Annotated in this window: 19 protein-coding genes; 7 read left to right on the top strand and 12 right to left on the bottom strand. The window is 74.1% G+C overall.

Features of this window, described 5'->3' with window-relative positions:
• Positions 1–157 precede the first annotated feature (157 nt).
• The gene (gene lnt / locus AC07GB_RS19475; protein WP_478846990.1) at positions 158–1,792 is read left to right on the top strand and encodes an apolipoprotein N-acyltransferase; all 1,635 of its coding nucleotides are present in this window, start codon (positions 158–160) and stop codon (positions 1,790–1,792) included.
• Here lnt and AC07GB_RS19470 read toward each other — a convergent pair.
• Entirely contained in the window at positions 1,716–2,621 is a 906-nt protein-coding gene (locus AC07GB_RS19470; protein ID WP_478846988.1) for a Gfo/Idh/MocA family protein, read from the bottom strand. The two genes, lnt and AC07GB_RS19470, sit on opposite strands and share 77 nt — an antisense overlap.
• 10 nt (positions 2,622–2,631) lie before the next feature.
• Positions 2,632–3,933 (bottom strand): FAD-dependent monooxygenase, encoded by a 1,302-nt coding sequence (locus AC07GB_RS19465; protein WP_478846986.1) that lies wholly within the window; start codon positions 3,931–3,933, stop codon positions 2,632–2,634.
• Between the two features lie 95 nt (positions 3,934–4,028).
• Here AC07GB_RS19465 and AC07GB_RS19460 point away from each other — a divergent pair, with 95 nt between their 5' ends.
• Together AC07GB_RS19460 and AC07GB_RS19455 are read left to right on the top strand one after the other, a co-directional pair.
• Positions 4,029–4,625, top strand: coding sequence for a TetR/AcrR family transcriptional regulator (locus AC07GB_RS19460; protein WP_478846984.1), 597 nt, complete (start codon positions 4,029–4,031; stop codon positions 4,623–4,625).
• Between the two features lie 149 nt (positions 4,626–4,774).
• Positions 4,775–5,275, top strand: a complete 501-nt coding sequence (locus tag AC07GB_RS19455; RefSeq protein ID WP_478846982.1) for a hypothetical protein — start codon at positions 4,775–4,777, stop codon at positions 5,273–5,275.
• A gap of 35 nt (positions 5,276–5,310) precedes the next feature.
• On the opposite strand, the gene AC07GB_RS19450 is transcribed toward AC07GB_RS19455, so the two are convergent.
• The 7 genes from AC07GB_RS19450 to AC07GB_RS19420 form a co-directional block, all read right to left on the bottom strand.
• The gene (locus AC07GB_RS19450; RefSeq protein ID WP_478846980.1) at positions 5,311–5,805 is read right to left on the bottom strand and encodes a hypothetical protein; all 495 of its coding nucleotides are present in this window, start codon (positions 5,803–5,805) and stop codon (positions 5,311–5,313) included.
• Between the two features lie 191 nt (positions 5,806–5,996).
• A complete protein-coding gene (gene ung / locus AC07GB_RS19445) occupies positions 5,997–6,665 on the bottom strand; it encodes a uracil-DNA glycosylase (RefSeq protein ID WP_478847299.1) in 669 nt (222 codons plus the stop codon).
• 127 nt (positions 6,666–6,792) lie between these two features.
• Entirely contained in the window at positions 6,793–8,379 is a 1,587-nt protein-coding gene (locus AC07GB_RS19440; RefSeq protein WP_478846978.1) for an ABC transporter substrate-binding protein, read from the bottom strand.
• A gap of 202 nt (positions 8,380–8,581) precedes the next feature.
• Positions 8,582–9,337: an SDR family oxidoreductase gene (locus AC07GB_RS19435; RefSeq protein ID WP_478846976.1), complete on the bottom strand. Its 756-nt coding sequence runs from the start codon at positions 9,335–9,337 to the stop codon at positions 8,582–8,584.
• 38 nt (positions 9,338–9,375) lie between these two features.
• A complete protein-coding gene (fabG, locus tag AC07GB_RS19430) occupies positions 9,376–10,137 on the bottom strand; it encodes a 3-oxoacyl-ACP reductase FabG (RefSeq protein ID WP_478846974.1) in 762 nt (253 codons plus the stop codon).
• 144 nt (positions 10,138–10,281) lie between these two features.
• Positions 10,282–10,683, bottom strand: a complete 402-nt coding sequence (locus tag AC07GB_RS19425) for a DUF3037 domain-containing protein (RefSeq protein ID WP_478846972.1) — start codon at positions 10,681–10,683, stop codon at positions 10,282–10,284.
• Positions 10,680–11,456 (bottom strand): HipA family kinase, encoded by a 777-nt coding sequence (locus AC07GB_RS19420; protein WP_478846970.1) that lies wholly within the window; start codon positions 11,454–11,456, stop codon positions 10,680–10,682. The genes AC07GB_RS19425 and AC07GB_RS19420 overlap by 4 nt, the downstream gene beginning before the upstream one ends.
• A 170-nt stretch (positions 11,457–11,626) precedes the next feature.
• Between AC07GB_RS19420 and AC07GB_RS19415 the strand changes: the two genes are divergently transcribed.
• On the top strand, positions 11,627–12,103 hold the full coding sequence (locus AC07GB_RS19415; protein ID WP_478846968.1) for a Rieske (2Fe-2S) protein: 477 nt from the start codon (positions 11,627–11,629) through the stop codon (positions 12,101–12,103).
• Here the strand turns inward: AC07GB_RS19415 and AC07GB_RS19410 are convergent.
• Positions 12,090–12,758: a cysteine hydrolase family protein gene (locus AC07GB_RS19410; RefSeq protein WP_478846966.1), complete on the bottom strand. Its 669-nt coding sequence runs from the start codon at positions 12,756–12,758 to the stop codon at positions 12,090–12,092. The two genes, AC07GB_RS19415 and AC07GB_RS19410, sit on opposite strands and share 14 nt — an antisense overlap.
• A gap of 201 nt (positions 12,759–12,959) precedes the next feature.
• Here AC07GB_RS19410 and AC07GB_RS19405 point away from each other — a divergent pair, with 201 nt between their 5' ends.
• On the top strand, positions 12,960–13,445 hold the full coding sequence (locus AC07GB_RS19405; protein ID WP_478846964.1) for a pyridoxamine 5'-phosphate oxidase family protein: 486 nt from the start codon (positions 12,960–12,962) through the stop codon (positions 13,443–13,445).
• Positions 13,446–13,482: 37 nt separating this feature from the next.
• Here AC07GB_RS19405 and AC07GB_RS19400 read toward each other — a convergent pair whose 3' ends face one another.
• Complete coding sequence (locus tag AC07GB_RS19400) at positions 13,483–14,385, bottom strand: LysR family transcriptional regulator (RefSeq protein WP_478846962.1); 903 nt, start codon at positions 14,383–14,385, stop codon at positions 13,483–13,485.
• Between the two features lie 94 nt (positions 14,386–14,479).
• On the opposite strand from AC07GB_RS19400, the gene AC07GB_RS19395 reads away from it, so the two are divergent.
• Positions 14,480–15,475, top strand: a complete 996-nt coding sequence (locus tag AC07GB_RS19395; RefSeq protein WP_478846960.1) for a DMT family transporter — start codon at positions 14,480–14,482, stop codon at positions 15,473–15,475.
• Positions 15,476–15,530: 55 nt separating this feature from the next.
• On the opposite strand, the gene AC07GB_RS19390 is transcribed toward AC07GB_RS19395, so the two are convergent.
• Positions 15,531–16,862 (bottom strand): aminotransferase class I/II-fold pyridoxal phosphate-dependent enzyme, encoded by a 1,332-nt coding sequence (locus AC07GB_RS19390; RefSeq protein WP_478846958.1) that lies wholly within the window; start codon positions 16,860–16,862, stop codon positions 15,531–15,533.
• A 94-nt stretch (positions 16,863–16,956) separates the two neighbouring features.
• On the opposite strand from AC07GB_RS19390, the gene AC07GB_RS19385 reads away from it, so the two are divergent.
• Positions 16,957–17,661: a pyridoxamine 5'-phosphate oxidase family protein gene (locus tag AC07GB_RS19385; protein ID WP_478846956.1), complete on the top strand. Its 705-nt coding sequence runs from the start codon at positions 16,957–16,959 to the stop codon at positions 17,659–17,661.
• Positions 17,662–17,669: the final 8 nt, after the last annotated feature.

Below are 17,669 nucleotides of genomic sequence, written 5' to 3'. Positions count from 1 at the left end.
CGCACGTCCGGACGGAAGCGGTCGCCCCGAGCGCGGAGCGCCCCTGGGCCGCCCCGTGACCCGGGCGGCTCCGCCCCCTGTCGTAGATCGTCGGCGGCACGCACACTGGAAGCACGACCGGGCGTCGGGCCGAGTCGGGGGCAAGGAGGCGCGCTGCATGGACGTACTCAGCGGCAGGCAGCCACACCCACGGGCGCTGTCCCTGCGGCCCCTGTCTCCGTGGCGCCGGCGGCTGGCCGCCGCCCTCGCCTCGCCGTGGCAGCGCGGGGCGCTCGCGGCCCTGAGCGGTGCCCTGCCCTCGCTCGCCTTCCCTGAGCCGTCGTGGTGGTGGTGCGCGTACGTCGCGCTCGTGCCGTGGATCCTGCTCACCCGCTCGGCGGCGTCGGGGCGGCGGGCCGCGCTCGACGGCTGGCTCGGCGGGCTCGGCTTCATGGTGGCCGCGCACCACTGGCTGCTGCCGAGCCTGCACGTGTTCACGCTCGTCATCGCCGCGCTGCTCGGGCTGCTGTGGGCGCCCTGGGGCTGGCTCGCGCACCGCTTCCTCGGGGGCCCCGCCGCCCGCGGGCGGGCAGCGGCCGCGCTGCTCGTGCTGCCGTCCTGCTGGCTCGGCGTCGAACTGGTGCGGTCCTGGGAGGGCCTCGGCGGCCCGTGGGGGCTGCTCGGCTCCAGTCAGTGGCAGGTGGAGCCCGCCCTGCGGCTCGCGTCGGTGGGCGGCGTATGGCTGGTCAGCGCGCTCGTCGTGGCGGTGAACACCGCTGTCGCCGTGCTCGTCGCGTGGCGGTCGGCGCGCGCTCCCGCCGTCGCCGGGCTCGTCGTCGTGGCCGCCGCGACCACCACCGCGTGGACCTGGTCCCCGCGCCCGGAGGCCGCGGGCAGCGTCCGCGTCGCCGTCGTCCAGCCCGGCGTCCTGGGCGGATCCGACGGCCCCGCACGGCGCTTCGACCGCGAGGAGGCGCTGACCCGCGCCCTCGCGGGCCGCGACCTGGACCTCGTCGTGTGGGGCGAGAGCAGCGTGGGGCACGACCTGGCGGAGCGGCCCGACCTGGCACGGCGGATCGCGGCGCTCTCGCGCCTGATGGGCGCCGAGATCCTGGTGAACGTGGACGCCCGCCGCTCGGACAGGACCGGCATCTTCAAGAGTTCCGTGCTCGTGGGCCCGGACGGGCCGACGGGCGACCGCTACGACAAGATGCGCCTGGTCCCCTTCGGCGAGTACGTCCCGGCGCGCTCGCTGCTCGGCTGGGCCACGTCGGTGGGCAAGGCCGCGGGCGAGGACCGCAGGCGAGGCGAGCGGCCCGTGGTGATGGACCTCGCGGACGGCCTGCGCGTGGGGCCCCTGGTGTGCTTCGAGTCGGCGTTCCCCGACATGAGCCGCCATCTGACCCGCGAGGGCGCCCAGTTGCTGCTCGCGCAGTCCGCCACGTCATCGTTCCAGCACAGCTGGGCGCCCGAGCAGCACGCGTCGCTCGCGGCCCTGCGGGCCGCCGAGACCGGCCGCCCCATGGTGCACGCGACGCTCACCGGCGTCACCGCGGTCTACGGCCCGAGCGGCGAGCGCGTCGGCGAACCGCTCGGCACCTCGGCGTCGAGCACGGCGGAGTACGACGTCCCGCTGGCCACGGGCACCACGCCGTACGTGCGGCTCGGCGACTGGCCGGTGCACGGCGCGCTCGCGGTCCTCGCCGCGCTCGCGGTCGCCGAGGGGGCGCGGGCGCTCAGGCGGCCGGCTCGCACACCGCGCGTACCACCCGCTCGCACAGCTCATGGGTGGCCAGCGCGTCCCGGGCGCTGAGCAGCTTGCCCGCGCGCACGGCGTCGAGGAAGGCGAGCGTGACCTGCTCGATGCCGCGCTGGCGTGCCACCGGCACCCAGTCGCCGCGCCGCCGCACGGTGGGCTGGCCCTTGTGGTCCACGACCTCGGCGAGGTTGAGGACCTGCCGCTTGGTGTCCTGGCCGGAGACTTCGAGGATCTCCTCGGTGGAGCCGCTGAGCCGGTTCATCACGCCGATCGCGGTGAAGCCGTCGCCCGCGAGCTGGAGCACGACGTGCTCGAGCAGGCCGTCCGCGACCCGGCCGCGCACGCTCACGTGGTCGACGGGCCCCGGCACGAGGAAGCGCAGCGTGTCCACGACGTGGATGAAGTCGTCGAGCACCATGGTGCGCGGGTCCTCGGGAAGCCCCACGCGGTTCTTCTGCATCAGGATCAGCTCGCGCGGGTGCTCGGCGCACTGGGCGTAGCCGGGCGCGTAGCGCCGGTTGAAGCCCACGGTGAGGCTCACGCCGCGCCGCTCGGCGAGTTCCACGAGCCGCTCGGAGTCGGCGAGTTCGTACGCGATGGGCTTGTCCACGTACGTCGCCACGCCCGCCTCCAGGAGGCGTTCCACGATCTCCGGGTGCGCGCTGGTCGGCGCGTGCACGAAGGCCGCGTCGAGGTCCTGGGCGAGCAGCGAGTCCAGATCGGTGTGGCGCTGCCCGGCGGGGACGTGGTGGGTCTCGCCGATCCGCTCCAGGGTGGCGGGCGTGCGGGTCTGGAGGTGCAGCTCGACCCCTGGCTGCGTGGTGAGCACCGGAAGGTACGCCTTCCGCGCGATGTCACCGAGTCCGATGCAGCCGACCTTCACCACTGTCTCCCTACTGTCGTGCCGGTTCACGCCCCTGCGCCCCCGCGTCCGTCCCCGCAGCATACGGGGGACCCGGCGGCCGCCAGTCGGCGATCGAGGAGAAGCCCCGCATGATCATGTTCGGGCCGAGCAGGTGCGCGGCGCGCATCAGGGTGTCGCGCGCGGCGATGAGCCCGCCGTTGGTGAGGTGGTTGAGGCGTGCGGTGCGGGCGGCCCGCCGCACGACGGCGGTCGTCCGGGGCACGCGGACCGCGCTGTACGCGGCCAGGCCCGCGCAGAGGTCGCCGTCGGGCCGCGCGTGGTGGGCGAGCACGACGCCGTCCTCGATGGCCTGGTTGCCGCCCTGGCCGAGGGTGGGCGCCATGGCGTGGGCGGCGTCGCCGACGAGCGCGACGCGGCCGCGGTGGTGGGCGGGGAGCGGGGTGGCCATGTGCCACACGTCGTTGCGCAGGACGTCCTCGGGGCGGGCGGCGGCCACGATCTCCGGGATCGGGTCGTGCCAGTCGGCGAAGCGCCGCGTCAGCTCGGCCTTCTCGTCGTCGGGCGCGCGGCCGCCCGGGGGCACGAGCGCCGTGCCGTACGCGTAGACCCTGCCGTCCTTCAGCGGCTGCGTGCCCCACACGCCACCGCGGCCCCAGGTCTCGTGCGGCTCGAAGGGCCGCTCGGGCGCGGGCACGATGAGCCGCCAGGCGGTGAACCCGGTGTACACGGGCCCGGGGTAGGCCGGGAACAGCTCCGCGCGCACCCCGGAGTTGATGCCGTCGGCGCCGACGACGAGGTCGGCCTCGATGTCGCCTTCGGAGGTGGACACCACGGCGGCGCGGCCGGGCCCGCCGGGGTCCGCGAGCCGCGCGGCCGTCCCGGTGCGCAGGCTCTCGCCGGGCAGCGCGGCGACGAGCAGGTCGACGAGCGTCGCCCGGTGCAGGAGCACGAGGGCGCCGCCGAACACCTGGGTCGTGGCGGCGGACGTGGTGCGCACCAACCAGCGGCCGGCTTGCGCGCGCAGGCCGCCCGCCCCCTGCCAGGCGGCAAGGTCGCGCACGGCGTCACCGAGGCCCAGGACGTCCAGCGCGCGCTGCGCGTTGGGGGCGAGCCCGATGCCCGAGCCGACGGGCTCCAGCGACGCGGCGCGTTCGAGGACGCTCACGCGCCAGCCGGACCGGTGCAGGGCGATGGCGGTGGTGAGTCCGCCGATGCCGCCGCCCACGACGACGGCGTGGGGCTCGGGGCCCTTGGAGGCCTCGGGGGTCCTGAGGGGCTTCGGGGACGTGACGGGCTTCGGGGCCTTGAGGGGCTCGCCGATGGGGGCCATGTTCTCTCCTCGGTCGCACACCCGCCGACACTACATCTGTAGTGCCGGCGGGATGACCGTACTACACCTGTAGTGCGACAGGTAGGGTGCTTCCCATGTCCGTACGCGCCAAGGGCTCATCGCGCCCCGAACTGATCGCCGACACCGCGCTGGCCCTGCTCGCCGAGCGCGGCATGCGCGGGCTGACCCACCGGGCCGTCGACGAGGCGGCGGGGCTCCCCCCGGGCTCGACGTCGAACCACGCCCGCACCCGGCTCGCGCTCCTCGAAGCGGCGGTGCGGCGGCAGGCGCAGCGCGAGGCGGCCGTCCTCGTGCCGGACGAGTTGCCGGACCCGGCGGACGGCCGCGCGGCCCTGGTCGACGGCCTCTCCCTGACCCTGCACCGCTTCCTCTCCGGCGCCGAGCACCGGGCGCTGCTGGTGTCCCGGTACGAGCTGGCCCTGGAGGCGACGCGCCGCCCGGAGCTGCGGGCGTACTACGACGCGACGGGCGCGCGGTTCCGCGATCCGCTCCAGGCGCTCGTGCGCGCGGCGGGCTCCACGGATCCGGAGCGGCACACCCTGTCCCTGGTCGCGTGGTGCGACGGCCTGATGTTCTCCTGCGTGGCGGGCTCGTACAGCGCGAAGACCCCGACGCTCGACGAACTGCGGGCGGGGTTCGGGGAGTTGCTCAGCGGGATGCTGGACCGGTAGCCCCCGCGTCCCGCCGGGCGGCGCGCCCCGCCGGACGGCGCGATCGGCGTAGGGCGCGCCCCGTCGGGAGGGTCGTGCCCTCCCCCGTGCGGGCGCATCGGCCCGCCTTCACGGCCGTACGCCGCCTGGCGCCCAGCAGAGTTTCCGGGATGCGGCGTACGACGACCACCATGGCCCTGCTCGTCTCCGTGACCGTCTCGGCCGTCTCCGGCTGCGTCGGCGTCGGCGTCGACCGATCGGCCGCCGAGCGGGGAGAGGCGCCATCGGGCACGGTGGAGCGCCCGCCCCGCGCCGGGGAACGGCCGCTGCCGCGGGTCACCCAGCCTCCGGCCCGCGAGCGGCTACAGCGCGCCGCGCCGCCGCCCGCGCCCCCGAGGCGGGCGCTTCACCCGGCGCCGCCCGTCGCCACGGCCCCGGCGCCGCCGCCCCGCGCGGTCACGCCCGACGAGCCGCCGGCCCCCGTACGCGCCCGCCCCGAGCGGCCCCGTCCCGGCCCGCCCGGGCACGGGCCGCGCCCTCGCGAGACGCCGCAGGGTCCGCCGCCCCGGCCTCGGGGCGAGCCGGGAGTCTGCGCCCTCGCGCAGCAGCACGGCCACTGGGACCCGGACAGCCCTCAAGCGGTCATCTGCCGCGAGGTGTACGGGAGTTGAGAGGAGCGAGCCCAGCCGCGCGGCGCGGGGCGGTGTCACTCCTCCACTGCGCCCTCGCCCACCTGTGTCTCCAGGCGGTGCAGGGCCGCGCGGATGCCGTCCCCATAGCTGTCCTCGCCGAGCGCGCCGACCGCGCCGCGGGCCAGGCGCAGATGGCTGCGGGCCGCCGCGGGGCGGGCGAGCTTCACATAGTCCGCCGCCAGGTTCAGATGCAGCGAGGGGTAGAAGCCGCGGACCGCGAGGGAGTGGTGGTGGGCGCCGACCCGCTCGTCGGTCAGCTCGTCCGCCGCCGACAACGCCCTGAGGTCCCAGGCCAGTTCGTCGGCCGGGTCGTCCTGGGTGTCCGCCATGTAGTGCGCGAGGGTGCAGCGGTGCAGCGCGTCGCCGTCCTCGCCGATCTCCGACCAGAGCGCGAGGAAGCGGGTCCTTGCCTCCTCGCGGTCACCGGCGTGCTGGAGCATGACCGCCTGCCCGATCCGGGTCATCACGACGTCCTCGCCGTCCGCCGTCCGTTCCTGCCGCTCCACCACCGCGCCGCCCTCCGCGTCCGCCGTCCGTCCTCGGTCGTCCCACGGTCCCGACGCTAGCGGCCACCACTGACAATCCCCGTCAGGCGCGGTGCGACGCGGGCGCCCCGCGCCCGCCCGCTGCGCCAGGCCGGTGACACCCGCCGGGCAGGTCCCGGCGGGCGGACCCACAGGCCGGAGGAGGTCGCGGGCGGTCAGCCCAAGTCCGGGATCCGCCAGTCGATCGGCGCGTGGCCCTGGGCCGCCACCGCCTCGTTGATCTGCGTGAAGGGCTGCGAGCCGAAGAACTTCTTGGCGGACAGCGGGGACGGGTGCGCGCCCTTGACCACGACGTGCCGCTCCTGGTCGATCAGCGGCAGCTTCTTCTGCGCGTAGTTCCCCCACAGGACGAAGACGGCCGGCTCGGCGCGGTCGGCGACGGCGCGGATCACCGCGTCCGTGAACTTCTCCCAGCCCCGGTTCTTGTGCGAGTTGGCCTCGCCGGAGCGCACCGTGAGGACCGCGTTGAGGAGCAGGACGCCCTGACGGGCCCAGGGCATCAGATAGCCGTTGTCCGGGATCGGCAGGCCCAGCTCCGCGTGCATCTCCTTGTAGATGTTCCGCAGCGACGGCGGGGTCCGCACCCCCGGGCGCACCGAGAAGCACAGGCCGTGGCCCTGGCCCTCGCCGTGATACGGGTCCTGGCCGAGGACGAGGACCCTCACCTCGTCATAAGGCGTCGCGTCCAGAGCGGCGAAGACCTCCTCACGCGGCGGGAACACCGGCCCCTTCGCCCGCTCTTCCTCGACGAATTCGGTCAGCTCCTTGAAGTAGGGCTTCTGGAGCTCCTCGCCGAGGACTCCGCGCCAGGACGCGGGCAGCATGGCGATGTCGGTCACGTCAACAACCTCCGGGGTGCGGTCCGTTCTTCACCACAGAACCTACCGGCGACCACTGACAAAGGTCCCCGCCCGGGGTCCCCGCCCCCGAGTCCGCCCCGCGCCCCGGCGCCTACCAGCTCGTCTTCCGGCTCAGCTCCCACATCATCATGATCGCCGACGGGTCGAGGGCCCGTTCGCCGCCCGCGATCTCCTGGCTGGCCATGATGTACTGCTTGCCCTGCCACACCGGCAGCAGCCGGACGTCGTCGACGAGGACGCCCTGCGCCTGCTCGAACTCGCCGGCGACCTTGCCCCGGTCCGCCTCGCGCCGCGAGCGCGGCAGCAGCTTCTCGGTGATCGTCGGCGAGGGGTAGGGAGTGTTGAGGACGTTGCGCCGGCCCACGAAGGGCGCGATGAAGTTCTCCGCGTCCGGGAAGTCCGGGAACCAGCCGCGCCCGAAGACCGGGTACCGGCCCTCCTTGTAGCCCGCCTCGAAGGCCTTCCACGGGCGGCCCTTGATCGTGATCCGGAACAGGCCGGAGCCCTCCAGCTGCCGCTTCAGCTCCGCGAACTCCGACGCGGTCACGGAGCCGTAGCGGTCGGTGGCGTACCAGAGGGTGAGCGGCACCCGCTCGGTGATGCCCGCGGCCCTGAGGATGCGCCCGGCCTTGGCCGCGCTCGGCTCGCCGTACTCGTCGAAGAAGCCCGTGGTGTGTCCGTGGACGCCGCGCGGCACCATCGAGTACAGCGGCTCGACGGTGTCCTTGTACACCTTGTGCGCGAGCGCGGGCCGGTCCAGGACCTGCGCGAAGGCCTTGCGCACCGCGGGCTTGCGCGCCCAGGGGTCCTTGGGGTTGAACACCAGGTAGCGGATCTCGGCGCCCGCGCCCTCGACGAGCCGGAGGTGCTCCTCCTTGCCGCGGCTCTGCTGCGCCACGACATCCTCGGCCGCGATGCCGCGGAAGGTCAGGTCGAGGTCCTTCTCGCGCAGCGCGTCGACCATCGCCGCGGAGTCGTCGAAGTAGCGGATGGTCACGGCGTCGTTCTTGCGGTCCGCGGCGCCCTCGTAGCGGTCGTTCCTGACCAGGACGGCCTTGTCGTCGACGCGGTAGTCGTCGAGCTTGTACGGGCCGGATCCGGTGACCTCGTCGCCCTCGCGGAGCCGGTCCGCGGGGTAGTCGTCCGGGTCGACGATCGACATGGCGGGCGTGGCGAGCACGAACGGGAAGGTCGCGTCCGGCTTCTTCAGCCGGAAGACCACGGTCCGCTCGCCCTTCGTGGAGACCGAGTCCAGGGCGCCGAGCAGCCCCGCGGGGCCGCCCTTGACGTCGATGCGCCGGATGCGGTCGACGGAGTGCTTCACGGCCGCGGCGTCCAGTTCGTCGCCGTCGGAGAACCTCAGGTCCTCGCGGAGCTGACACGCGTAGACCGTGCTGGAGTCGTCGGTGAACCGGCATGAGCGCGCGGCGTCCGCCTGCGGCTCCGTGGCGCCGGACGGGAAGCTCAGAAGCGTCTGGAACACGTTCCGGTACAGCTCCCAGGAGCCGTCCCAGGACGCCGCGGGGTCGAGCGTGGTCGGCGCGCTCGTCGTCCCCACGGTGATGACGTCCTCGTCGTCCGACCCGTCGGACGAGAACACCCCGCACCCGGCGAGCAGGGTTATGGACAACGACGCCGCGAACGGACGCAGACATCGCAGCTGACCTCTTGTGAACACGCGGGCACTCCTCGCTCTGCCGTGCCATGGGGCGGCAGACCATACCGCAAGGTCAAGCCGGTCCAACTCGGCGCGCCGAGGGGGTACTTGATGCGCGTGTACGTCGCGTACGGGCGATTGTTGAGGTTTGTACGATGTGCCGCTTCACCCCTGACCGGCCGGCGGGGCAGGGTGCCGCACCGGCCGGAGGCGGGGCGGAGGGTCAGCCCACGCCCGCGTTCAGGAAGATGCCGCCGTCCACCACGAGCGTCTGGCCGGTGATCCAGTCGGACTGCTCGGAGGTGAGGAAGGCCGCCGCGCCGCCGACGTCGGACGGCACGCCGAGCCGTCCCAGCGGGTACGCCGACGTCACCTCCTCCTCGCGGCCCTCGTACAGCGCCCGCGCGAACTGGGTCTTGACCACGGCCGGCGCGATCGCGTTGACCCGGACCTTCGGGGCGAACTCGTGCGCCAGCTGGAGCGTCAGATTGACCATGGCGGCCTTGCTCATGCCGTACGCGCCGACGAACGGCGACGCGGCCACGCCCGCGATCGAGGCGATGTTCACGATCGCGCCGCCGTGCTCGCCCTGCCACGCCTTCCACGTCAGCTGGGCGAAGCCGAGGGCCGAGATCACGTTCGTCTCGAAGACCTTGCGCGCCACATTGAGGTCGAGGTCGGCCATGGGCCCGAACACCGGGTTCGTACCGGCGTTGTTGACCAGGAAGTCGACGCGCCCGAAGGCCTCCATCGCCCGCTCGACGGCGACCGCCTGGTGCGCCTCGTCGTGGGCCTTGCCCGCGACGCCGATGACACGGTCGGAGCCGAGCTTCTCGACGGCCTCCTTGAGGGCGTCCTCGTTGCGCCCGGTGATGCACACGCGGTCGCCGCGGGCGACGAGCGCTTCCGCGATGCCGTAGCCGATGCCCCGGCTCGCACCCGTGACGAGCGCCGCCTTGCCGCTGTCCTGCACTGCCATTCCGTACTGTCCTTTGCGTCGGGGAGGGAGCGGGGGCGCTAGTTGAGCGGGCCGCCGGCCACGTACAGGACCTGGCCGGAGACGAAGCCCGCCGCGTCGCCGGTGAAGAAGGCGATGGCGTTGGCGATGTCCTCGGGCTCGCCGACGCGCTGCACCGGGATCTGCGTGGCGGCCGCGGCCTGGAAGTCCTCGAAGCCCATCCCGACGCGTTCGGCGGTGGCCTTGGTCATCTCGGTGGCGATGAAGCCGGGCGCGACCGAGTTGGCGGTGACGCCGAACTTGCCCAGCTCCTTGGCGAGGGTCTTGGTGAAGCCCTGCATGCCCGCCTTGGCCGCCGCGTAGTTGACCTGGCCGCGGTTGCCGAGCGCGGAGGAGCTGGAGAGGTTCACGATGCGGCCGAAGCCCGCGTCCACCATGTGCTTCTGGCAGGCCTTGGACATCAGGAACGCGCCCCGCAGGTGCACGTTCATCACCGTGTCCCAGTCGTCCGCGCTCATCTTGAACAGCAGGTTGTCGCGCAGCACGCCCGCGTTGTTCACCAGGATCGTCGGCGCGCCCAGCTCCTGGGCGATCCGGGCGACCGCGGCCTCGACCTGGGCCTCGTCGGACACGTCGCAGCCGACGGCGACGGCCCGCCCGCCCGCTGCCGTGATCTTCTCGACGGTGTCCTTGCAGGCGGCCTCGTCGAGGTCGAGCACGGCGACGGCGCGGCCCTCGGCGGCGAGGCGTACGGCGGTGGCGGCTCCGATGCCTCGCGCCGCTCCGGTCACGACCGCGACGCGCTGCTCAGTGGTGGACATGCTGGCTCTCCTCGCCTTGGGATGCGGCTCCGCGGCGCGCCCCCAGGTGAGCGACCGCTTAGTACCTTCAGCAGACGAGACGCTAGAAGCCCTGGCACCCGGTGTCAACGGCACTCCCGGGATCGGGGCCCGGACGAGCCGCGATCAGCGCACCAGCAGCTCGACGAGCCGCTCCACCTCGGCCTCGGGGTCGGCGGTCAGGCCGGTGTGCACGGGCCCTGCCTGTACCACGGTCGAGCGCGGCGCGATGAGCCAGCGGAAGCGCCGCCCGGCGTCGTCCCGCGCGGCCTGGCCCGCGGCGTCGCCGCCCGCGCAGACCCCTTCGACGGCGCCGAGGGCCGCGCGCACCCCGGCGGCGTCGGCGTCCGGGTCGAGGGCGCGGAGCTTGGCCTCGTCGAGGTGGACGCGGGCGGCCACGTAGGACTTGGCGCGGCAGTAGAGCACCACGCCCGCGTTGAACTGCTCGCCGCGCTCGACGCGCGGGACGACCCGCAGCAGGGCGTACTCGTAGACGTCCCGCGCGGGGGTCTCGGTCGTGCCGGTCACTTGCCGCCGCCTTCCAGGGTGATGCGCTCGTGGATGCTCTCCGCGCGCGGGAGCAGCGCGTCGGCGTACGCCTGCCGCACCGCGTCGGCGCTGTCGAAGCCCGGCTCGCCGTCCAGCCACGCGTCGGGCACGTCGGCCGTCACCTCGGCGAGCACCTCCTTGGTGACCAGCGGGGCAAGCTCGGCGGCGGCCGTCGCGACATCGGGGCCGTACGGGGCGAGGGCGTGGTCGGTTGCGTCGTACGCCCGGGTGGACGCGGCCTGGGCCGTGGGCCAGTTGTGGTGCCAGATCATGCTCGCGCCGTGGTCGATGAGCCAGAGGTCGCCGTGCCGGACCAGGAGGTTCGGGTTGCGCCAGGAGCGGTCCACGTTGTTGATCAGCGCGTCGAACCACACGACGCGGCCGGCCTCCACGGGGTCGACCACGAAGGCCAGCGGGTCGAAGCCGATGGCCCCCGACAGGTACTCCATACCGAGGTTGAGCCCGCCGCTCGACTTGAGCAGCTGCTGGACCTCCTGGTCGGGCTCGGCGAGGCCGAGCACCGGGTCCAGGTCCACCCCGGCGAGGCGTGGCACGCGCAGGCCGAGGCGGCGGGCGAGCTGCCCGCAGATCACCTCCGCGACCAGGGTCTTGCGGCCCTGGCCCGCGCCGCTGAACTTCGTGACGTACGTCCCGTACGCCCCGTGGCCGTCGGCGGTCTCGACGAGGCCGGGCAGGGATCCGCCCTCACGCAACGGCGTGACGTACCGGACGGCGGTGACTTCGGAGAGCATTGCCCCAGGTTACTGCCGGGGTCGCGGCGGGATCTCGCGGCCTGTCGCCCGGGGCGCGCGGCGGCGGCCGGAGCGCGCGTCGGCGGCCGCGGCAGCCGGGGCGCCAGGTCGGGCCCGCATTCGATCGCTCAATCGTGAACAACCCGCCCCGCGCATCCGTATCCCCGGGCATGACTGCTTCAAGGGACGATTCCTGCCTGCCCACGGGCCACCACCTCACCCGCCGCACCGTCGTCACCGCCGTCGGCGCGGGCAGCGTGGCCGTCGCGCTCGTCGGCTGCGGCTCCGGCGACGACAAGGGTTCATCCGAACCGGCGGGCGAGGAGAAGGAGAAAGAGAAGGGCGAGGGCGGCGCGGCCGGCGCCGTACTCGCCAGGACGGCCGACATCCCCGTGGGCGGCGGGAAGATCTTCAAGGACGAGGGCGTGGTGGTCACTCAGCCGACGAAGGGCCGGTTCAAGGCGTTCTCGAACCGCTGCACCCACAAGCAGTGCCCGGTCACGAGCGTCGAGGGCGGGACCATCAACTGCCCTTGTCACGGCAGCAAGTTCGACATCGCCGACGGCAGCGTGAAGAAGAGCCCGGCCACGAGCCCCCTGCCCGCGGCCGGGATCAGCGTGGAGGGGGAGGAGATCAAGCTGGCGTGAGCCCCTGGGCCGGCCGCAGCCGCCGCGGTCGCTGCCATACGGCGAGGACCTCCTCGGTGGAGGTCACGGTGGCGACCAGGGCGAGGGTGTTGCGGACCATCGCGGGGGTGTAGTCGGAGGGGACTCCCGCGATGGCGTCCGCGGGCACGACGACGGTGTAGCCGAGGTTCACGGCGTCGAAGACGGCGTTCGGGATCGCCACGTTGGCCGAGACGCCGGTCACCAGGAGGGTGCGGCAGCCGATGTTGCGCAGCAGCGCGTCGACGTCGGTGCCCGCGATCGGCGAGAGGCCGTGCAGGCGGCGGACGACGAAGTCCTCCTCCGCGACCTCGATGGGCGGCGCGACCCGCACGGCCGTCGTGCCCGACAGCTGCTGCACGGGCAGCTTCTCCGCCGCCTTGAAGAGCCGCGCGTTGCGGTTGGAGCCGCGCCCGTCGGGACGCCGCTCGGCGAGGGCGTGCAGGACCTGGACGCCGCCGACGTGGGCCGCGGCCACCAGCCGGGCCACGTTGGTGAGGGCCCCCGACGCGCGGGCCGCCTCGGCGAGTTCGGGCAGCGCGCTCTGCGGCCCGACGACGCCCTGCTGGCACTCGACCGTGAGCAGGGCGGCGCCGTCGGGGTCGAGCAGACGGCTGAGCTGTTCGTACGTGGCCATGGTCCCCCTCGGCTGAGCCCGGGTCGCGGGCCGTGGCCGTCCGGCGGCCGCGGTGCGCGGGAGGCTAACCGGCATTGCGCCCTGGCGGAAGACACCGCATGCTCATCTGACGCATTGTCAACTACGGGCGCCGCAGCGCGCGGACACGCGGCCACGCCGCCGTGCACGCGGCGCGGGCGGCCCCGGAGGAGGAGACGACGCATGGCCCTCACACAGCGCCGCGGCCGCAGGATCATGATGACCCCGGACGAACTGGACGCCTTCCTGCGCGCCGAGCGGACCTGCCGGGTGGCGACGGTGTCCGCCGACGGCTCCCCGCACGCGAGCCCGCTGTGGTTCGTGTGGGACGGCACGTCCCTGTGGCTGTACTCGCTCACGCGCAGCAGGCGCTGGGCCGACCTCGGGCGCGACCCGCGGATCGCGGTCGTCGTCGACGCGGGCGAGACGTACGGCGAACTGCGCGGCGTCGAGCTGACCGGCACCGTCGAGCGCGTCGGCGAGACACCGCGCGTCGGCGAGCCCTGCCCCGAACTCGACGCGGTGGAGGGGCTGTTCGCGCGCAAGAACTTCGGCGTCGACGCGCTGGCGCACGACGGCCGGCACGCGTGGCTGCGGCTCACTCCGGACGCGGTGGCGTCCTGGGACTTCCGGAAGCTGGCTCGCCCCCTCCAGCTGCCCCTCCAGTAGCCCGCACCGCCACGGGCCGCAGCCGGGCGGGGCGCCCTCAGCCGAGCCCCGCGCCCGCCACCCGCAGCGCCTCCACCGCGGCGCGGATCGACGGGCGGCGGTCGGCGTCCGCGCGCCACACCACATACACGTGCCGCCGCACCCGGTGGCGGACCGGCGCGGTCCGCACGCCCGCGGGCATCGGGTCACGACCGAGCCGCGGCACCACGCACACGCCGAGCCCGGCCGCGACCAGGGCGAGCTGGGTGTGATGCTCCTCGGCCCGGTGGGCGATGCGTGGCTCGAAGCCCTGGCCGCGCAGCGTGAACATCAGCCACTCATGGCAGAACTCGCCCTCCGTCCACGTGATCCACCCGTCCTCGGCGAAGTCCTCCAGGTCGACTTCCGGGCGGTCGGCCAGCGGGTGCGCCACGGGCATGGCCACGTCGGCGGGGTCGTCGAGGAGGGGGGCCTTCAGCAGGCCGTCGGGCAGCGGCAGCGGCTTGTTGTACCAGTCGAGGACCACCGCCAGGTCCAGGTCGCCGCGCACCACCTTCTGGACGCCTGCCTGCGGCTCCAGCTCCTCGGCCGTCACGCGCAGGCCCGGGTGGTGGGCCCGCAGCGCGGCGAGCGCGGTGGGCAGCAGCCCGCGCATCGCCGTCGGGAACGCGGAGATCCGCAGCTCGCCGACCGCCTTGCCGCGCTGCCGCTCCAGGTCGGACTGGGCCAGCTCCACCTGGGACAGGATGCGCGCGGCGTGCTCGGCGAGCAGCCGTCCGGCGTCGGTGAGGCGCACTCCCCGGCCGTTCTTCGCGAGCAGTTGCTGGCCCACCTCGCGCTCCAGCTTGGTCATCTGCTGCGAGACGGCGGACGTCGTGACGTGCAGCCCGGCGGCGGCACCGCTCACGGATCCGTGCCGCGCGAGTGCGTCGAGGGTCCGCAGACGCTCCAGATTCAGCATGGCCGCTCCAGAATCGACATATAAGCGATGCTACGCGATACCGGCCACGAAAACTCGCTTGTGCTAAGAGTTCCGTTGATCCATCGTGACGACCATGAGCACCTCTGCCCCCGCCCCGGCCCCGGCCTCCCCGCCGCCCCCACCGGCCCCCGCCCCTGCCTCCGCCTCCGTCTCCGCCGAAGCCGCCTCCCCGCGCGCGGAGGGCCGCCGCAAGCTGGACTGGCGCCTGCGCTTCGCGTTCCTCTCCCTCGTGTGGGGCTTCAGCTTCCTGTTCATCAAGGTCGGCACGGAGGGGTACGCGCCGTTCCAGGTGACCTTCGGGCGGCTGCTGTTCGGCACGATGGTGGTCGCGGTCTTCCTGGTCGTGAAGCGCGAGCGGCTCCCCCGCTCCGGGCGCACCTGGGCGCATCTGACGGTGGCGGCCCTCCTGCTCAACGCGGCACCGTTCTCCCTGTTCGCGTACGCGGAGCTGACGATCCCCTCGACGCTGGCGGGGATCTGCAACGCGACGTCGCCGCTGTGGGGCATGGCTCTCTCCCTCGTCGCGCTCTCCGAGGACCGCCCCACGCGCCGCCGGGTGGCGGGCCTCGGCCTCGGCTTCCTCGGCGTGCTCACGGTGCTCGGCGCCTGGCAGGGCTTCAGCGGCCTGGACGCCCGGGGCACGGGCATGGCCCTGCTGGCCTCGCTGTGCTACCCGATCGGCTGGATCTACGTCCGCCGCACCCTCGCGGGCTCCGGCCACTCGAACCTCTCCCTCACCGGCGCCCAGCTCCTCGTCGCCACGGTCGAACTGGCCGTCGTGACCCCGCTGTTCACCTCGGTTCCGCACGACTTCCCCGTGGTGCCGCTGCTCGCGGTCGTCGCCCTCGGCGCGGTCGGCACCGGCCTCGCCTTCCTGGTGCAGTACGACATCGTCGCCGAGGTGGGCCCGACGACGGCCCAGATGGTCACGTACTTCACCCCGGTGATCGCGACGGCGGCGGGCGTCGCCGTGCTCGGGGAGTCCCTGACCTGGACGACCCCGATAGGCGCCGTCATCGTCCTGGCGGGAGCCGCGCTGACCCAGTCCAAGCCGCGCAAGCAGGGGTGAGCGTTCCCCCGGGGCCTGGCCCCCTGCGCCGGGAGTGCGACCCGCGCGGCGGCCGTCAGCCGTAGCGGCGCTCCACCGCCGACCCCGTGGCCGCCGCCAGGGCCTCGGCCACGGTCGTGATGTCACCCCCGGCGAGCGCGGAGACGGTGATCCGCACGGCCGGGGCCGCCCTCAAGCGGAACCGCGCCCCCGGGGCCACGGCCCAGCCCGCGTGCAGCATCCGGGCCACCACGCCCGTCTCGTCGGGGACCGGCACCCATACGTTCATGCCGCTGCGCCCGTAGGCCGTGATGCCGCGCTCGGCGAGCGCCGCGATCAGCGCGTCGCGCCTGTGTCCGTACGCCGCCGCCACCTCCCGCGCGTCGACGGCGCCGTCCTCCCAGAGGCGTACGACGGCCCGCTGGAGCACCTTGCTGACCCAGCCGGGGCCGAGCCGCAGCCGTCCCTGCACCCGGTCGACGGTCTCGACGTCACCGGCGAGCACGGCCAGGCGCAGGTCGGGTCCGTACGCCTTGGCCGTGGAGCGGACGAACGCCCACGCGTCGGTCACGCCGGTCAGGGTGTGCAGCGGCAGGTCGACGATGCCGTGGCCGTGGTCGTCCTCGATGACCAGCGTCTCCTTGTGCGCGGCGAGGACCTCGCGCACGGCACGCGCGCGTGCGGCGCCCACGGCCGCGCCGGTCGGGTTCTGGGCGCGCGCGGTGACGACGAGCGCGCGGGCACCGGCCCGCAGCGCCCGCTCGACGTCGCCGGGCAGCGGCCCCTCGTCGTCCACGCCGACCGGGACCGGCCGCAGGCCGAGCGCGGGCACGAGGTCCAGGACGCTGCCCCAGCCGGGATCCTCCACGGCCACCGCGTCGCCGGCCTTCAGCCGGGCGACGAGCACCCGCTCGATCGCGTCGAGCGCCCCGGACGTGACGGCCAGCGGCCCCTGGGGCACCCCGTCGCGGTCGAGGATCCCGCGCGCGCAGCGGCCGAATTCGGGGTCGACGGCAGACTCCCCGTACAGGTCGGGGTGCTTGTCCGCGTAGGCAGCCGCGGCCGCGAAGGCCTCGGCGAGCGGCGGCAGCAGCGCGGTGTCCGGATTGCCGCTGGCGACGTCCCGCACCCCGGGCGGCACGACCAGACGGCTGTACTCGCGCGCGGTGGTCGCGGGCCTGCTCCGCACCCGGCTGCCGCGCCGCCCCGCCGTCTCGATCACTCCGCGCTCGCGCAGCGTGCGGTAGGCCGCCGCCACCGTGTTGGGGTTCACGCCCAGCTGACGCGCCAACTCCCGCATCGGGGGCAGCGATTGCCCCGGCTCCAGGTCCCCGCGCCCCACGGCGCGCTCGACACTGGCGGCGATCTCAGCTGCGCCCCGTCCGGCGATCGGATACTCTCCTAGCACAAAGCACAGTATGCACTAGTGCAATAGATGAGGCAAAGCGGCGGCGCGCACGGCACCCGGATGCCGAGCACGACGCGCACCCGAGGGAGAAGCCATGGAGACGACGACGCAGCCGGCCGCGCCGGACAGCGCCCGCTATGAGGCGACCGACCGCACCGTGCCCACCCGGTCCCGCGACCGGGCCGCGTACGACCGGGCGCTGGTGCACGCGATACTCGACGAGGCGTACGTGTGCCACCTCGGCTTCGTCCGCGACGGCGCCCCGGTCGTCCTGCCGACGCTGTTCGGCCGGGTCGGCGAGCGGCTGTACGTGCACGGTTCGACGGGCTCGCGCCCGCTGCGGATGGCCGGGGCGACGCAGCCGGACGACCAGTCGGACCCGGGCCTTCCGGTGTGTCTGACGGTGACGCACCTGGACGGCCTCGTGCTGGCCCGCTCGGCCTTCCACCACTCGGTCAACTACCGCTCCGTCGTGGTGCACGGCATCGCGCACCAGGTCACGGACCCGGAGGAGAAGCGGACCGCGCTCGACTCCCTCGTCGACCACGTGGTGCCCGGGCGCGCCGCCGACTCGCGACCCGCGAACGCCAAGGAACTGGCCGCCACCGCCGTGCTCCGCCTCGATCTCGGCGAGGTGTCGGCGAAGGTGCGCGCCGGCGGGCCGGACGACGAGCCGGAGGACATGGACCTGCCGTACTGGGCGGGCGTCGTGCCGCTGCGCAAGGGCTACGACCCGGTCGTCCCTTCGGCGGACCTGGCACCCGGCATCGAGACCCCCGACTATCTGACCCGGCTCTGACGCGGGGT

The organism is Streptomyces sp. NPDC045778 (assembly GCF_056431945.1).
This window is presented reverse-complemented; position numbering and strand designations above follow the sequence as displayed.

Excerpts from the sequence above, each read along its gene's own strand:
- AC07GB_RS19435 (WP_478846976.1), bottom strand. The coding sequence starts at position 9,337 with ATGGCAGTGCAGGACAGCGGCAAGGCGGCGCTCGTCACGGGTGCGAGC.
- AC07GB_RS19455 (WP_478846982.1), top strand. The coding sequence starts at position 4,775 with ATGCGGCGTACGACGACCACCATGGCCCTGCTCGTCTCCGTGACCGTC.
- AC07GB_RS19460 (WP_478846984.1), top strand. The coding sequence starts at position 4,029 with ATGTCCGTACGCGCCAAGGGCTCATCGCGCCCCGAACTGATCGCCGAC.
- AC07GB_RS19395 (WP_478846960.1), top strand. The coding sequence starts at position 14,480 with ATGAGCACCTCTGCCCCCGCCCCGGCCCCGGCCTCCCCGCCGCCCCCA.
- AC07GB_RS19385 (WP_478846956.1), top strand. The coding sequence starts at position 16,957 with ATGGAGACGACGACGCAGCCGGCCGCGCCGGACAGCGCCCGCTATGAG.
- AC07GB_RS19415 (WP_478846968.1), top strand. The coding sequence starts at position 11,627 with ATGACTGCTTCAAGGGACGATTCCTGCCTGCCCACGGGCCACCACCTC.
- AC07GB_RS19465 (WP_478846986.1), bottom strand. The coding sequence starts at position 3,933 with ATGGCCCCCATCGGCGAGCCCCTCAAGGCCCCGAAGCCCGTCACGTCC.
- fabG (WP_478846974.1), bottom strand. The coding sequence starts at position 10,137 with ATGTCCACCACTGAGCAGCGCGTCGCGGTCGTGACCGGAGCGGCGCGA.
- AC07GB_RS19420 (WP_478846970.1), bottom strand. The coding sequence starts at position 11,456 with ATGCTCTCCGAAGTCACCGCCGTCCGGTACGTCACGCCGTTGCGTGAG.
- AC07GB_RS19405 (WP_478846964.1), top strand. The coding sequence starts at position 12,960 with ATGGCCCTCACACAGCGCCGCGGCCGCAGGATCATGATGACCCCGGAC.
- AC07GB_RS19410 (WP_478846966.1), bottom strand. The coding sequence starts at position 12,758 with ATGGCCACGTACGAACAGCTCAGCCGTCTGCTCGACCCCGACGGCGCC.
- lnt (WP_478846990.1), top strand. The coding sequence starts at position 158 with ATGGACGTACTCAGCGGCAGGCAGCCACACCCACGGGCGCTGTCCCTG.
- ung (WP_478847299.1), bottom strand. The coding sequence starts at position 6,665 with ATGCTGCCCGCGTCCTGGCGCGGAGTCCTCGGCGAGGAGCTCCAGAAG.
- AC07GB_RS19400 (WP_478846962.1), bottom strand. The coding sequence starts at position 14,385 with ATGCTGAATCTGGAGCGTCTGCGGACCCTCGACGCACTCGCGCGGCAC.